This window comes from Enterococcus sp. 5B3_DIV0040 (assembly GCF_002140755.1).
GTDB lineage: Bacteria > Bacillota > Bacilli > Lactobacillales > Enterococcaceae > Enterococcus_D > Enterococcus_D casseliflavus.
Genome location: NZ_NGLC01000001.1, coordinates 2,207,946 through 2,221,842 on the forward strand (window position 1 = coordinate 2,207,946; position 13,897 = coordinate 2,221,842).

Sequence of the window (13,897 nt, forward strand, 5' to 3'; positions counted from 1 at the left end):
TGCTAAGGAGCGGTTTTTTTATTGGTTCATTTGTAGCGGTAACAGACGTTCGATGGTTTTCAGCACGCCATTTTCATCGTTTGACTTGGTCACAAACGCTGCCGCTGCCTTGACTTCCTCAAAGGCATTGCTCATGGCGAAACTAAACGTGCCAGCTGCCATCAACTCCAAATCGTTCAAGCCATCGCCGAAGACCATAGTCTCTTCTGGTGTGACGTGCAGCAATTCTTGCAAGTGTGCCACAGTCGTTCCTTTGTGGACGCCTTGATTGGTGATATCGATCCAAGCGGCTTCCGAAGCCACGATGTAGGCGTCGTTTGTAAACTCACCTAACTGTTGGACATGCTCAAAGCAACGTAGTTTGGGATCAAAAATAGTGAGCTTCACAAAATCTTCGGTGATGGTTTGATAATCCGTCACCGTTTTGACCACCCGATAAGAGCCCCGAACTTTCTGGGCATCTGCTTCATTGGTCGTTTCGGCAATGTACGCCGCAGTCGGTGTACAGGCGATGATCACATGATCTTGCGCAATCGCAGCGAGCTTCGCAATGATCCGCCGCCCTAATTCGTTTGGCAGCAGTGATTCAAAGATGTATTCGCCTTGATGTTTGATGCGGGTCGCGCTATCCCCAAGAATCCAAACATCCGCTGCTGCTTCACCAAACAGTTCTTCCACTCGTTCACACTGTTTGCCGGTACACGCAGCAAAAGCAACACCCGCTTCTTTCATTTGTTGGCTGACTTGTTCATAATAAGGCCGATCAAAACTGCCTTGGCTGTTCAAAAATGTGCCGTCTAAATCTGTGATGACTAATTTGATCATACGTTTCTCTTCCCCTCTACCTCGTGTCCTCTTTATGGCGAATCACTTAATTAACATTGTTAATTAAGTATACTTATTTTCAAGTTTTTCGTCAAGTCAGTCTTTTAAAAACTTTACATCGTTCCATCCCGTCGGTATACTTAATTAAATCACTTCATTAAGGAGAACACCTATGGCTTCTACCACCCATTCCATTCGCCAGCAAAACAAACAGCTGGTTTTAAAAACCTTATTTCAAAACGGGGCATTATTCGCCTCCGATTTAGTAAAGAAAACCGGCATCAGCATGGTCACCACTAACTCATTATTAAAAGAATTGTTGGCAGAGGAAGAAATCACTAAAGGTCCGCTGGAGCAAAAAGAGCTAGGGCGGCCTGCTGTGACCTATCAGCTCAACCAAGACCGAGGTCATTCTCTTTTGCTTAGCTTTATTGATCACGATGGTTCCTTGGCTCTTTGGTCCATGCTAATCGACCGCAAGGGAAAGGTTTTGGCAAAACACGACCAGCCGTTTCCTGATGTTGCCCCTCATCGCTTTCAAGAATGTGTAACGAACGAGCTAGCATTATTTCCCTCTGTGGAACAGATCGCCCTCTTTTTACCAGGAAAAATCAGTGGAGGAACCGTGACTTCCAGCTGGTATGAAAAATTCAATGGCTGGCAGCTGGCAGCTCTCGTGGCAGAGGTCACTGCACTGCCCTTCTACTGTCAAAACGATGCCCATATTTTAACGATCGGCTATTGCATCGCCCAACAGATCTCTTTGCAGCAAACCATCGTCGGCATGTACAATCCCGAAAAAAGCATGCCTGGTATCACGCTCCTGGTCAATGGTGCGCTTTTAGAAGGAAAAGACACCCTAGCGGGAGAGGCAAAATTTTTGCCCGGCTACTTGGATCAAGGGGCACCGCAAGACCGCACGGCTTTGGTTCAGCGCCTGACAAGCTTACTGCCATTTTACAATGCAGCTTTTGCCCCCCACTGTATTATTTTAGCCAGCAGTGATGCAGTAAAAACCGATCTCTTAGACGCGATCCAAAAAAATCCATTGCTGCAGCAACAACCCAATCAGCCTGCTTTTCATTATATCGATGCCATCGAGGAAGCCATGGTGCTAGGCATGCACTGGCTGATTTTCCGCAAGACACCTTTTGACTTAGCCCGTTGATGACACAAAGACCATAGAATAATTGAGGCGGTGTGATATGAAAATAGCTATCATTGGTGCTGGTCCTCGTGGACTTTCACTTTCAGAACGACTGATCGCTCATAGCAAACAAAACAAACAAGCCATCGACTTACTGCTGTTTGATCCCTTTCTTCCTGGGGCAGTTTGGCGCACGGACCAATCGGCGGATCTGCTATTGAATTCTGTAACCAGTCAAGTCACCCTTTTCACGGATGACACATTAAGCACCGGCGGTCCCGTGGTCAAAGGACCTACCTTATACGAATGGGCAGTGACAGAAGGGAAACATTTCGCAGCCACGCATGCCCCTGAGCTCGTTGCGGAATGCACAGCACTTGATTCACTTGATCCTAACGGGCATTGCTCGCGGGCGTTATATGGCCTCTATCAGCAGTGGTTTTATCAGCAGCTATTAAAAGAGCTGCCTGAATCCATTACCGTCAACCATCTGTCAGACAGTGTCAGCTCCTTGACCCCTCTTTCCAAAAATCGCTACCAGTTGACGACGGCTCACCACACATTTCTTGTTGATGCCGTCGTCTTAGCTACAGGCCATTCACAAGCCCAACTGTCAGCAGCAGAACAACGCTTGGCGGCGGCCGCAGAAAATAATGGCTGGTTTTATACACCGCCAGCCAATGCGGCAGATACGGATCTAACGGCGGTGAAAGCTGGCGAACCTGTGATTTTACGGGGACTAGGACTTGCCTTTTACGATTACGTCACCCGCTTGACCAGCGGTCGGGGCGGAACCTTCGTCAAAGTCAATGGATCCCTCGTCTATCAACCTTCTGGTGAAGAACCGCAAATCATCGCAGGTTCTCGTCGGGGTGTCCCGTATCATCCTCGTGGCCGCAATCAAAAAACACCGACGCAGCAGCGAAAGCCCGTTTTTTTGACCCCTGAACGCCTAGCTACTTGGCAAGCAGCCAAAACGGTTGCTGGCAAGACCCTGCTCTTCTATTTAAAAAAAGAGGCAGAACTCGTCTATTATCAGACGCTGCTTTTAGAAAAACAGCTGCTGGACAAAGATCAGCTTGCCGCTTTTACCGCCGCCTTTGTTGCCTCTGAAGGATCTGAAGACTTGCTGAAAAAATGGCAGCTTCCTACGACGGAGTGGTGGTCATGGCAACAACTAGCCGACCCCTTTGCTCAGAAAAAGCAACAGTCGTTGCAAGACTTTTTCATTGCACTATTACGTACCCAAATCCAAGATGCCGAAAAAGGCAATCTAACAGGACCTATCAGCAGTGCCTTGGAAGTCTTCAAAGATCTGCGGGACCCGATTCGGTTTGTTCTCGATCATCAGCTAATGCCAGCACAAGACCTGAAAACACTCTTTTGGCAGTCTTTCGTTCCCTTGAACAGCTTTTTATCGATCGGACCGCCAGTTCAGCGACTGCAGGAACTGGTGGCATTGATGGAAGCGGGAGTGGTGACCTTACTAGGTCCTGACATGACTGTTGAGATCGAGGAGGCTTACTGTACGTATTCAAAGCGATTTGACGACACACACTATCACGCGACGCAATTAATTGAGGCTCGCATTCCATCGACAGCGATTCGTCGAACCAACAATTCCTTGTTGCGGCAACTGCTAAACGATCGGATCATTCACCCGCACCAGTTGGCGATCCCCAATGAGGTGCCTTTTGAGACGGGTGCGATCGCCATCGATCCTGAGACCAATCAGATCCTTGGACCAGATGACCGTCCTTACCCTACCCTCTATTGTTTTGGGATTCCCACAGAAGGCATCCACTGGCTGACGGCTGCCACTGCTCAGCCAGGAACCGATGCTTGGAATTTACGGCAGGCGGACCAGATCGCCACTGACCTCTTGCATCACACCTTCTAGTCGCTTCTTTTCTATCAAACGCAAACTTCCGAGGAAACGCTTCGGGAGTTTTTTGTTTTTCTTTCGCAAATCCGCAGAAAGGATTTTTCTTTTTTTGAATATTCTTGAAATTTTCTTTAATTGTTACACGAAAATTGCGACAGTCCTAGAAAACCGTTACAATGGAAGAAACGAACGTAGGGAGGTTATCAGATGACCGCTGAATTACAAAAAATAGATGCCTTGATCGCAGAAGTGGAAAAAGTGATTTTAGGCAAACGAGATGTGATCCAATTTACCGTGGCTGCGCTGCTTGCTGGCGGACACGTTTTATTCGAAGATATCCCTGGTGTTGGGAAAACGATGTTGGTCAAATCGTTAGCCAAAGCCATTCAAAGTGACTACAAACGGGTACAGTTTACCCCAGACCTTTTACCTAACGATGTGTTAGGTGTGTCGATTTTTAATTCCCAAAGCCACCAGTTCGAGTTTCGTCCTGGCCCGATCTTCACCTCCGTCCTCTTGGCAGATGAGATCAACCGAACCACACCAAGGACGCAAGCCTCACTCTTAGAAGCCATGTCAGAAAATCATGTCACCATCGACAATCAAACGTACCCATTGAGTCCCCACTTTTTTGTTTTAGCCACGCAAAATCCAATCGAGTATGAAGGAACGTATCCTTTGCCTGAAGCCCAATTGGATCGTTTTTTGTTCCGCCTGCATATCGGTTACCCAGATTTTCAAGATGAGCTCGCCCTCTTGACTGGAAAACGACAGCAAAGCTTGGATCAGATCCAAACCATTTTACATGCTGATGAAGTGACCGCTTTAAAAGCGATGGTCGATGACGTGTATGTCGCTGAGCAGGTCGCCCGTTACGCATTGCAGCTGGTTCAAGCGAGCCGTCAGCATAATGCCATTGACCTTGGTATCAGCCCTCGTGGTGGGATCGCCTTCTTAAAAGGGGCCAAAGCGTTAGCATTGACGGAAGGTCGGACCTTTGTCACGCCGCAAGACTTGCAGCGAATTTTACCAGCAGTCTTCGGTCATCGTTTATTACTGAAAGGTGGCGTTCATGCCAGCACGGAGACCCTTTCAGACTTGATGAAACAGATGATCCAACGAGTGCCTGTCCCAACGAGGAGATAGCGATGAAGAAAAAGAAGCTTGAACGCCTGCTGCGCCTCCTGTTGTTTAGCGCTGCCTATTTTCTGCTGCTGGCTTACTGTGTGATCTTCAATAATAATGCTGGCTGGAGCCTTTGGTTTTTACTGACTTTGTTATTGTTGCTTGATGCAGTATTCTTGCTCCCCTCCCTCAAGAAGGTCCAAATCATTTTAGAAGAATCGATCCAAGCTGAAACACACACAGCGATCACCTTACCGCTGCAAGTCTTCAAGTATCGCCCGACGCTGCTGCCGCTGGTCGATTTCATCTTACAGTTTGACGATCGTTTCAAGGAAAGTCATCACAGCGCCTTTTATCGAGGCAATCTGATTCGGCTGCAGCTGCCTTGGACCCCAAAGGAGCGAGGCATCTATGAAGAATTGCCCGTTCAATTGTACAGCCATGATCTCTTTGGCTTTTTTGAAAAAAGCTACGCTGCAGTTGCGAAACAATCGATTTTGATCCTGCCTAAATTGGCGCCAGAAGCCGTTACCCTGCTGCCATTTTTTAAACAGCAAGTCCGCAGCCAAACCCACGGAGAACCCAATTTTTCTATTCGACAGTTCCGTCAATACCAGTTAGGGGATTCCTTAAAAAATATCGATTGGAAATTATCCAGCAAACAACAGGAATTGATCTATCGCGAACGAGAACATGAAGAAGAACAAGACATCGTTCTGCTCTTTTGGGGAGAAGATCATCCTGCTTTTGAAGAGACTTTGACACTGTTTTATTCGATCCACCATTTCTCGCAAAATCAACGACTTTTTCAGCCGCTCTTGATTGGTGACGGATTGACTTCTCCTTACCAAACGGATGCCGCTGCCTATGCCCAGATCCTTCCCTTCGAGAAAGTTCCTGAAGGGGTACCGCTTTTGACTGGCAGCCATCTTGTCTTCATTACCCCGGTTCTTACCCCACAACTGGAAGACTACCTCAGTCAGTTGGAAGCAAAAAACAGCTGCCAAGTGTTTACCTACGCTGATTTAATGAGGCAGTTGAATAAACTTGAGGAGGCGGTAGGATGAGATTTATTAAGAAAGCGCTGATTGGTCTTCTGACCTTTCTCAGTCTATCACTGGTGATCTTGCCGTTTATCGCAGTTTATGACCTTGGCAATCAGTTCACCCTTTTAACTTATGCCTTTAGTGTCTGTTTGATTTTGACCGTGGTGCCGAAAGTCCGTTACAGTTTGCCTTTGCTGGCAGCCGCTTGGCTGATCGTCTTGTATCGGATCTTTCCTTATGGGACTGCCTTTTCTTTTGATTGGCTGCTGCGTTTTTGGCTAGACCTGCACCGTGCCTTTCAAGAGATCCTCAGCGGTGAAGTCGGCTATATCACCGAACTGGCGGCGGTGACATTGATCGTTAGTTGGGTTTTGTTTTTAGCGATCTTACCGATCGCTTATCAACGCTTTTTCTTGATTTACGCTACCATGATCGGCTACTTGCTAACAGTCGTGATTTTTAATCAATTTGATCTGACGTGGCATTTGATGGGTATTTTTCTTTGTGCCTTGGCTTCTTCACTGATCCAGCGCAGCGTCTTTCAATCCAGTCAAACGATCGCTCCCTGGTTCGCTGTGATGCTATTGATTGGTGGATTAGCCGTCACTGCTGTCTACTTGCCGCAAACGAGCCTGCGGGAACAGTTGGCAGCCCGTTCCACGCCTATACGGACAAATCTGAATCAGCTGGGTTTTTATCAATTTATTGAAGAACATGGCACGCCCAGCGGCTCTCGCACTGGATTCAGTGAAAACGACCGTCAATTAGGCGGACCACTACTGGATGATGCGACGATTTTATTTGAAGCGCAACAAGAAACCCCGCATTACTGGCGGGTGGAAAGCAAAGATTTTTATTCTGGTAAGGGCTGGATTAGTACGAGCCGCGAAGAGGCTCGCTTAGAAGCAGAGGGCGTCACGATCGCGGATCAAAGCTATCAGCAAGCCTATCTTGAGAACGAATCCGTTCGGGTCCAATTTCAAAACCATGGAGACTATGTCCCATTGCCCTATGGACGCAGCACATTGTCCCTTGAAAACGGTGCTCGCGGGTTTCAAATCAGCGATGCCATCCAGCGGGTCGATCTCATTGATCCACTCCCAGACACCACCTTGACCCTCGATTGGGACCATCCAGACTTTGCCGCAGAAAATCTCCAAAATCTGCCTTTGATCTATCCGGATTCTCCGATCGATTATATCCAGTTACCCGATTCTTTGCCGCAGCGGGTACGAGATCTCGCAGCTGAGATCACCGCTGACAGCAACAGTCTGTTTGATCAAGTCACGGCGGTTGAAAGCTATCTGAAAGATCCGCTAGTATTCCGCTATTCCAAAACCGATGCCGTCGTGCCTGCAGAACAGCAAGATTATGTTGATCAATTTTTATTTGAATCACAAGTCGGCTACTGCGACAATTTTTCCACGGCAATGGTCGTGCTACTACGGAGTTTAGAGATCCCTGCTCGCTGGGCAAAAGGCTTTTCTCCTGGATCTCCTGCGACAGAAAATGGTATCACTACCTATACCGTTCGCAACTTGAATGCCCACTCATGGGTGGAGGTCTACTTTGACGGCTACGGTTGGGTGCCTTTTGAACCGACCCCTAGTTTCCAAAATCCAGATCGTCCCGTGTTGACGCAAGAATCTACTAGCTCCGAAGAAACGCCGACCGCTAGCAGTGAAACAACACCAACGAGCAGCACGGAAACCGAAAGTAGTGAAACCACGACCAGCAGTTCTGCAACAGCCGCGGTTACCGATGACGTTTGGTTGACTGAGGAGTTGAAACAAACGCTGCGCAATGGCTTATTTGGAGGCTTAGCTATCCTAGGACTTGGCCTACTTTTCTATTTCCGCCATTCGTTTTTCCGTATTCATTTATGGTTGATCTGCCGCTTTACCAAACAGCCGCTAGTTGCTGCCTATCCTTTGTTTTTGCGGCAAACGACGAAAGTTCTGTACCGTAACGAGGCGGAGCCGTTGATCGATTATGCCCAACGACTCGAAGCATTCTATCCACTGTTCCATGGTGATTTTATCCGCTTGACGCAGCAATACGAAGCCTACCTTTACAGCCAAGAACAGCCGGCTGGTCAAGAAGCCTTCTTGAAGCAAGTCGCTGCCCAAATCAGTCAGCTGAAAAAAATCAACTAAGCAGTGAGGATAAACGACAAAAAAACGTATCGATCGTTTGATCGATACGTTTTTTGCTTTAGGCGTTTCCTTGACGTTTTTGAACGGCAATAATAATCAGTTTCGTGATTTCCATCAAAACAACTGCCACAGCAGCCATTGCGATACATAGACCGACATGTCCTAAAGTGAAGGTTGCTGGAATCGCAAAGACTTCACGGATGCCAGGAATCAAGGTAATGCTGTATAGTCCACCACAAACGACGATCGCCAGCCATACCATTTTATTGGCAAAAAGGCCAGCTTGCCAAGCAGTCTCAGTGTTTGAGCGTGCTGGTAATGTTTGCAATGTTCGGCTCCAGATAAGTGTTGAGAAGGCCATCGCTACACCTAATTCAGGTGATTGGTTCATTCCTAACCATTGTGCCAAAATCACGACAGCGGCAATCAAAATACCGCGATACGTTACTGAGATCAATGTTTTTCCAGTGAAGATACCAGCATTTGGATCTCTTGGCTGGCGCTGCATGATCGTTGGTTCGGCCTTTTCCATTCCTAGAGCAATCGCTGGTAATGAGTCGTTGACTAGGTTGATAAAGAGTAGCTGCAAGGCAGTAAATGGATTGTCCCAACCCATCACTAAGGCAAAGACGATCGCAATGATCGCACCTAAGTTTCCAGCAAACAAATAGGAAATGGCTTTTTTGATGTTGTCAAAGACGTTTCGGCCAACTTCTACGGCTCGAATGATCGAGGCAAAGTTGTCATCCGTCAAGACCATCGCCGCTGCGTCTTTGGCAACGTCCGTTCCAGTTCCCATTGCGATCCCGATATCCGCTTGTTTCAAGGCGGGTGCATCATTGACCCCATCCCCGGTCATGGCAGAGATCTTGCCTTTGTCTTGCCAAGCCCGCACGATACGGATTTTGTTTTCTGGCGAAACACGAGCATAGACTGTGATTTTGTCTAATTGATCCGCTAGTTCGGTTTCAGAAAGAGCATCCAATTCCGTACCAGTCAAGGCTAAGTCGCCCTCGGCTGAAATACCGATCTCTTGTGCGATCGCCACGGCTGTCGTTTTGTGGTCCCCTGTGATCATAACTGTTTTGATACCGGCAGATTTAGCATCCGCTACGGCTTGTTTGACTTCTTTACGAGGAGGATCGATCATCGCCATCAAACCAACTAAAATCAGCTCATTTTCATCCTCAAGTGTCAATTCTCGTGATTGGGCATCGGTCAATGGACGGTAAGCAAACGCCAAGACCCGTAATGCCCGTTTTGAGAATTCTTCGTTTTGATGCTGCAATTTCTGCTTGATTTCATCTGTTAAAGGCACGACTTGATCATCGATCAAGACTTTGGTACTGCGGCCAAAGACGATGTCTGGCCCACCTTTGGTCAACAATAAATGTTCGCCATCGATCTCATGTAAGGTTGACATCAATTTACGATCAGAATCGAAAGGCAATTCTTGCAAACGAGGAAACTGTTGACGAATTGCCCGATAAGGCTGATTTAGTTTCTCACTGTAATCCAGAAAAGCAATTTCAGTAGGGTCTCCTAGCTTCGCCCCATCTTCACTGATGGCAGCATCATTGGCCAAGACACTGATCTCTACTAAGCGTTTTTCAGGCAATGTCCAGGTAGTTGGCTCATCGGAGAACGTGCCCGTTTGCCCATTTGGTAAATAGTAGTCAACAACGGTCATTTTGTTTTGGGTCAAAGTCCCGGTCTTATCGGTACAAACGATACTCGTTGAACCCAATGTTTCAACCGCTGGTAGTTTTCGAATGATGGCATGACGCTTCGCCATTTGTTTTGTTCCGATCGAAAGAACGATCGTCACGATCGATTGCAAGGCTTCTGGAATCGCTGCAACGGCTACGGCTACCGCAAACATAAAGGCGTTGACTAAGTCTTGTGTCATATCACCTGTTCCGTCACCTAAGAACAACCGTGCGACTTGAACCCCTAAAATAATCAATGAAAGGACTAAGATCGCCAAGCTCAGTTTTTTACTGAAGCTGTCTAATCCTCTTTGCAATGGTGTTTTGTGTTCAACTGTACTTTCCAATAAGCCAGCCACTTGACCGATTTCCGTCACATTACCAGTCGCAGTTACGATAAACCGACCACGCCCATAAGTGACGATCGTTCCACTGAAGACCATGTTGTCACGGTCGCCGATCGGTGCGGTACGATCGATCACACCTAATTCTTTTTCCGCTGGCGTTGATTCCCCGGTCAGCATTCCTTCATCGACCTTCAAAGAACCCTCTTCGATCAATCGACCATCTGCTGGTACATAGTCCCCAGCTTCTAAAATAACGATATCACCGACAACCAATTCTTTCGCCAGCACACTTTGTTCTTTGCCATCCCGAATGACGTTAGCATCTGGTGCCGATAGGCTTTTCAAGGCGTCTAACGACCCTTCGGCTTTTTTCGTTTGAATCACACTGACGACGGAATTCAACAAGAGTACTGCGAAGATAACGATCGACTCAACGTGGGCACCCATAACCATTTGGATGATTGCCACGATCAGCAAGACGATCACCATCGCATCTTTGAAGGTATCTAAGAATAAGGCAAAGCTAGATTTCTTAGGTGCTTCCTTCAGCTGGTTCAAGCCATTTTCTAACCGCTTGGCTGCCTCTTGCTGCGTCAACCCCTCTGGACTGCTCTGGACCTCTGCCATAATTTCCGAGATTTCTTTTTGATACATTTCTTTCGCCAATTTTTTTGCCCCTTTTAATTTTATTTTCCTTAGGCACTCTGCTAGAAAAAAAGAGACCTAAGACAAGTATACGCTTGTCTTAGGTCTCACCATTTCAAATAATACCAGAAAGCTGTCGCCAGCTTACTTACTGTTGATATTATCGCAGCTTGCGCCACCGGTTACTCCCCTAAGGAATAATAATAAGAATGTATCATTATCATAACGGAAACTTTTGTGCTTGGCAACTATAAAACATCAATTTGAAAATTTTTTGAAAACATTCTTTTTGTCCCCATTCCTTTTTTTCTGTTACACTAAGGAAGAAAGAAATTTGTACGTTACAGGAGGAAAAACGATGGATCTTTTTGATACTTTTACCCGCCACAGCTCTGTCCGAGATTTTCAACCCCGCCCACTATCAAAGGAACTCAAGCAAAAATTAGTAACGGTTGCCCAGAGCGGTTCCAGTTCGAACTTTGTTCAAGCCTATTCGATCATTGAGGTCAGTGATCCTGAAAAACTGGCTGCCATCGAAAAAATTGCCGGTGCCCCAAATTACATCACTCGAACGGGCGTCTTCTATCTTTTTGTCGCCGACTTACATAAACACCAGCAGCTGCTGACCCAAGCAGGGGTGCCTGATACCCACTTAACCACGATGGAACCATTTATTGTGTCTGTCGTTGATACGACCATCGCTGCCCAAAATATGGTAGCTTACGCTGAAGCACAAGACTTAGGAATTTGTTACATCGGCGGCATCCGCAATGATTTGCCTCGTATCGCAGAACTTGTCGGCTTACCAAAATTGACGTTTCCGTTATTCGGTTTAACGATCGGCTATCCGCAACACAGAAATGAGCCGAAAGTCCGCTTGCCCCAAGAAGCGATCGTAAGTGTCGATCAGTATCAACCGCTGACGCAGGAGCAAACAGCTCAGTACAACCAAACGACAGAAGCCTATTATGCACAGCGCAGCAGCAATCAACAGCAAACCAATTGGCAAACGAAAATGACGGAATTTTTCCGTGAACCGCGACGTCCAGATGTCGCTGCCTTTATGAAGCAACAAGGCTTCTCAGACCACTTCGGCGAATGAGGACACTAATTTCCACGGGAAAATAAAAAACGATCTTTGGCAAGGAATCTTGTCAGGATCGTTTTTTGCTTAGTGTAAAAAATCAAGTTCAGGCGGCTCTTGTATCTTTGTCGCGCTAATTAACGTGTGGCTTCTTGTGCGGCTTCGTTGACGGCAACTGCCTGCTCACATTTTTCCATTAATTCTACTAACGCTTTATCTAACACTGCTTCATTTTCGGAGGTTCGCTGACTGATTTGCGTCATAGGCTGCGCCGCAAGATCCAGCAAATAGGTAGGGATTGCTTCTTTTTCAGCAAAAGTGCCCTTGATCAGCGGCTGGTAGACAGACTCGCCACAGGGTCCGGTTTTGATAAAGGCTAGTTCGAACTGCGCCTTCCCTGACAAACGCAACCGATAGACCCCTTCTTTGGTCAGCAGTTTTTCATCGGCAAAGCGTGCCTGCAATCGTGCGAAACGTTCGTAATCCATGGTATCTGCTCCTTTTTGATTCCTTCTTTTCTCTAGTGTAGCAAATTTCTTGTTAGCAAAACATCTTTTTCATAGAGAACGCCTCCTTTTTCCTCGTTTGGTGATTTATCACTTTACAAACAGAACAAACGTTCGTATAATTCAAGTGAGGTGAATGTGTATGCCAGCTGCAAAAATCGCTTATGCAAAACAAGAAACCTATGCATTTGAAAAACACTATTATGAATTGGTAAACTTTCCCACACCAGTGGCGCTTTTGTTTGATGAATTCGCACTGACGATGGAGCGCAATCAAAAATCGTATATTGCGATCCCCGCGCGCTATTCCGTCTTAAAGGTTCCGCTCGTCTTTGTTTTTCGACTAGAGACTAAGGATGCGCCTGTTTATTATTATGAGCACGTACTCGCTGAAAATAAGATCATTCGCCGCTACAACCCCGAGCGTAACTATTTGCCCGGCGGAAGATAGGCCAATGGTTCAACCCGTTTGCTATACTTAGCGGCTGCACTCTCCTGATGCATATCACTGAGCAGCAGTTCGAATATTTGTCATCCAAACGAAACCCCTCTATACTAAAAAGAAAGGGGTTTTTCACAATGACGAAAAAACCGCCGCAAACGTCTGAAGAAAAGGAAGCCGCTTCTAACAATATGGGACTGGGTATCGGTGTCGGAATGGCATTAGGTGCTGCATTTGGGCTGCTGTTTTTTGACAATCTAGCATTAGGCATGGGTTTAGGCATCGCACTAGGTGTAGCGATCGGTGCGGGCATGGATCAAAAAAGCAGCAAAGACAAGAAATAGCTGCAGCAAGGAGCTGTGTTTATCTGTTACAGCTTGCTGCCCAGTAAATACCAAAAAAGCCTAGGTTCTGCACTTGTTGTGCAGGACCTAGGCTTTTTTGCTACTTCGAGCAATATTCTCGAAAGCAGCTGCTTCACAGTTGGTTACAGCAGATTTCTTTTCGCCATTTCTGCGCGATACAGTTCATAGACCGCATCACTTTGCTTTGCATGGCTGCGGTAAAAGAGCCCATAAGAGAAAATCGCTTGGAAATTGCTTCCTTGATTTGCTCGTGCTACAGCGTGGTACAAATTCGCCAATTGCTGATCAGACATCTTCCCGCTTTTGATTCGTTTGGCAACTGCTTTTTGGGAAAGGGTAAATAAAATCGTCGTAAATACTTGATAAACCACCCAAATCGCCAGAATAACCAAAATAAATTTCACCAAATCAGGCATCACTTTTCAACTCCTTACAAAAAGTAAATCATTCAGATGATTTGATGTCAATAATAAAATAGAACATTTTCATTAATAATAGACACAAAGATTTTTAAATTACCACAAAAGATGATGTTCTTTCAATCATCAGAATTTCTGAATTGATACTCTCCTCTTAAAAAAAATTGCCTATTGTTCAGTATTTATGACACTGGTA

General features: G+C 46.4%; 12 protein-coding genes. 8 read left to right on the forward strand and 4 right to left on the reverse strand.

The annotated features are described in order from the left end of the window. Positions 1 to 18: 18 nt before the first annotated feature. Complete coding sequence (locus A5883_RS10370; RefSeq protein ID WP_015509304.1) at positions 19 to 825, reverse strand: Cof-type HAD-IIB family hydrolase; 807 nt, start codon at positions 823 to 825, stop codon at positions 19 to 21. Between the two features lie 172 nt (positions 826 to 997). Between A5883_RS10370 and A5883_RS10375 the strand changes: the two genes are divergently transcribed. The 5 genes from A5883_RS10375 to A5883_RS10395 all read left to right on the forward strand — a co-directional run bounded on the left by A5883_RS10375 (position 998) and on the right by A5883_RS10395 (position 8,184). Then, a complete protein-coding gene (locus A5883_RS10375; protein WP_086338485.1) occupies positions 998 to 1,993 on the forward strand; it encodes an ROK family protein in 996 nt (331 codons plus the stop codon). A 37-nt stretch (positions 1,994 to 2,030) separates the two neighbouring features. Next, a complete protein-coding gene (locus A5883_RS10380) occupies positions 2,031 to 3,872 on the forward strand; it encodes an FAD/NAD(P)-binding protein (protein WP_016608267.1) in 1,842 nt (613 codons plus the stop codon). A gap of 192 nt (positions 3,873 to 4,064) precedes the next feature. Further along, complete coding sequence (locus A5883_RS10385) at positions 4,065 to 5,003, forward strand: AAA family ATPase (protein WP_086338486.1); 939 nt, start codon at positions 4,065 to 4,067, stop codon at positions 5,001 to 5,003. Positions 5,004 to 5,005: 2 nt separating this feature from the next. Then, complete coding sequence (locus A5883_RS10390; protein ID WP_086338487.1) at positions 5,006 to 6,049, forward strand: DUF58 domain-containing protein; 1,044 nt, start codon at positions 5,006 to 5,008, stop codon at positions 6,047 to 6,049. After that, positions 6,046 to 8,184, forward strand: a complete 2,139-nt coding sequence (locus A5883_RS10395; RefSeq protein WP_086338488.1) for a transglutaminase-like domain-containing protein — start codon at positions 6,046 to 6,048, stop codon at positions 8,182 to 8,184. Before A5883_RS10390 ends, A5883_RS10395 begins: the two co-directional genes overlap by 4 nt. Positions 8,185 to 8,242: 58 nt before the next feature. On the opposite strand, the gene A5883_RS10400 is transcribed toward A5883_RS10395, so the two are convergent. Continuing rightward, the gene (locus tag A5883_RS10400; RefSeq protein WP_016608271.1) at positions 8,243 to 10,894 is read right to left on the reverse strand and encodes a cation-translocating P-type ATPase; all 2,652 of its coding nucleotides are present in this window, start codon (positions 10,892 to 10,894) and stop codon (positions 8,243 to 8,245) included. 349 nt (positions 10,895 to 11,243) lie between these two features. On the opposite strand from A5883_RS10400, the gene A5883_RS10405 reads away from it, so the two are divergent. Continuing rightward, entirely contained in the window at positions 11,244 to 11,987 is a 744-nt protein-coding gene (locus A5883_RS10405; RefSeq protein WP_034872315.1) for an NADPH-dependent oxidoreductase, read from the forward strand. 119 nt (positions 11,988 to 12,106) lie between these two features. Here A5883_RS10405 and A5883_RS10410 read toward each other — a convergent pair whose 3' ends face one another. Further along, entirely contained in the window at positions 12,107 to 12,457 is a 351-nt protein-coding gene (locus A5883_RS10410) for a hypothetical protein (RefSeq protein ID WP_074932192.1), read from the reverse strand. Positions 12,458 to 12,617: 160 nt separating this feature from the next. Between A5883_RS10410 and A5883_RS10415 the strand changes: the two genes are divergently transcribed. Together A5883_RS10415 and A5883_RS10420 are read left to right on the forward strand one after the other, a co-directional pair. Continuing rightward, complete coding sequence (locus A5883_RS10415) at positions 12,618 to 12,926, forward strand: DUF5960 family protein (RefSeq protein ID WP_008378984.1); 309 nt, start codon at positions 12,618 to 12,620, stop codon at positions 12,924 to 12,926. Between the two features lie 128 nt (positions 12,927 to 13,054). After that, the gene (locus tag A5883_RS10420; protein ID WP_034857684.1) at positions 13,055 to 13,261 is read left to right on the forward strand and encodes a hypothetical protein; all 207 of its coding nucleotides are present in this window, start codon (positions 13,055 to 13,057) and stop codon (positions 13,259 to 13,261) included. Positions 13,262 to 13,404: 143 nt separating this feature from the next. Here A5883_RS10420 and A5883_RS10425 read toward each other — a convergent pair whose 3' ends face one another. Next, positions 13,405 to 13,698: a hypothetical protein gene (locus A5883_RS10425; protein ID WP_005234725.1), complete on the reverse strand. Its 294-nt coding sequence runs from the start codon at positions 13,696 to 13,698 to the stop codon at positions 13,405 to 13,407. Between the last annotated feature and the right edge of the window lie 199 nt (positions 13,699 to 13,897).

Excerpts from the sequence above, each read along its gene's own strand:
- A5883_RS10400 (WP_016608271.1), bottom strand. The coding sequence starts at position 10,894 with ATGTATCAAAAAGAAATCTCGGAAATTATGGCAGAGGTCCAGAGCAGT.
- A5883_RS10405 (WP_034872315.1), top strand. The coding sequence starts at position 11,244 with ATGGATCTTTTTGATACTTTTACCCGCCACAGCTCTGTCCGAGATTTT.
- A5883_RS10380 (WP_016608267.1), top strand. The coding sequence starts at position 2,031 with ATGAAAATAGCTATCATTGGTGCTGGTCCTCGTGGACTTTCACTTTCA.
- A5883_RS10410 (WP_074932192.1), bottom strand. The coding sequence starts at position 12,457 with ATGGATTACGAACGTTTCGCACGATTGCAGGCACGCTTTGCCGATGAA.
- A5883_RS10425 (WP_005234725.1), bottom strand. The coding sequence starts at position 13,698 with ATGCCTGATTTGGTGAAATTTATTTTGGTTATTCTGGCGATTTGGGTG.
- A5883_RS10390 (WP_086338487.1), top strand. The coding sequence starts at position 5,006 with ATGAAGAAAAAGAAGCTTGAACGCCTGCTGCGCCTCCTGTTGTTTAGC.
- A5883_RS10395 (WP_086338488.1), top strand. The coding sequence starts at position 6,046 with ATGAGATTTATTAAGAAAGCGCTGATTGGTCTTCTGACCTTTCTCAGT.
- A5883_RS10370 (WP_015509304.1), bottom strand. The coding sequence starts at position 825 with ATGATCAAATTAGTCATCACAGATTTAGACGGCACATTTTTGAACAGC.
- A5883_RS10420 (WP_034857684.1), top strand. The coding sequence starts at position 13,055 with ATGACGAAAAAACCGCCGCAAACGTCTGAAGAAAAGGAAGCCGCTTCT.
- A5883_RS10375 (WP_086338485.1), top strand. The coding sequence starts at position 998 with ATGGCTTCTACCACCCATTCCATTCGCCAGCAAAACAAACAGCTGGTT.
- A5883_RS10385 (WP_086338486.1), top strand. The coding sequence starts at position 4,065 with ATGACCGCTGAATTACAAAAAATAGATGCCTTGATCGCAGAAGTGGAA.
- A5883_RS10415 (WP_008378984.1), top strand. The coding sequence starts at position 12,618 with ATGCCAGCTGCAAAAATCGCTTATGCAAAACAAGAAACCTATGCATTT.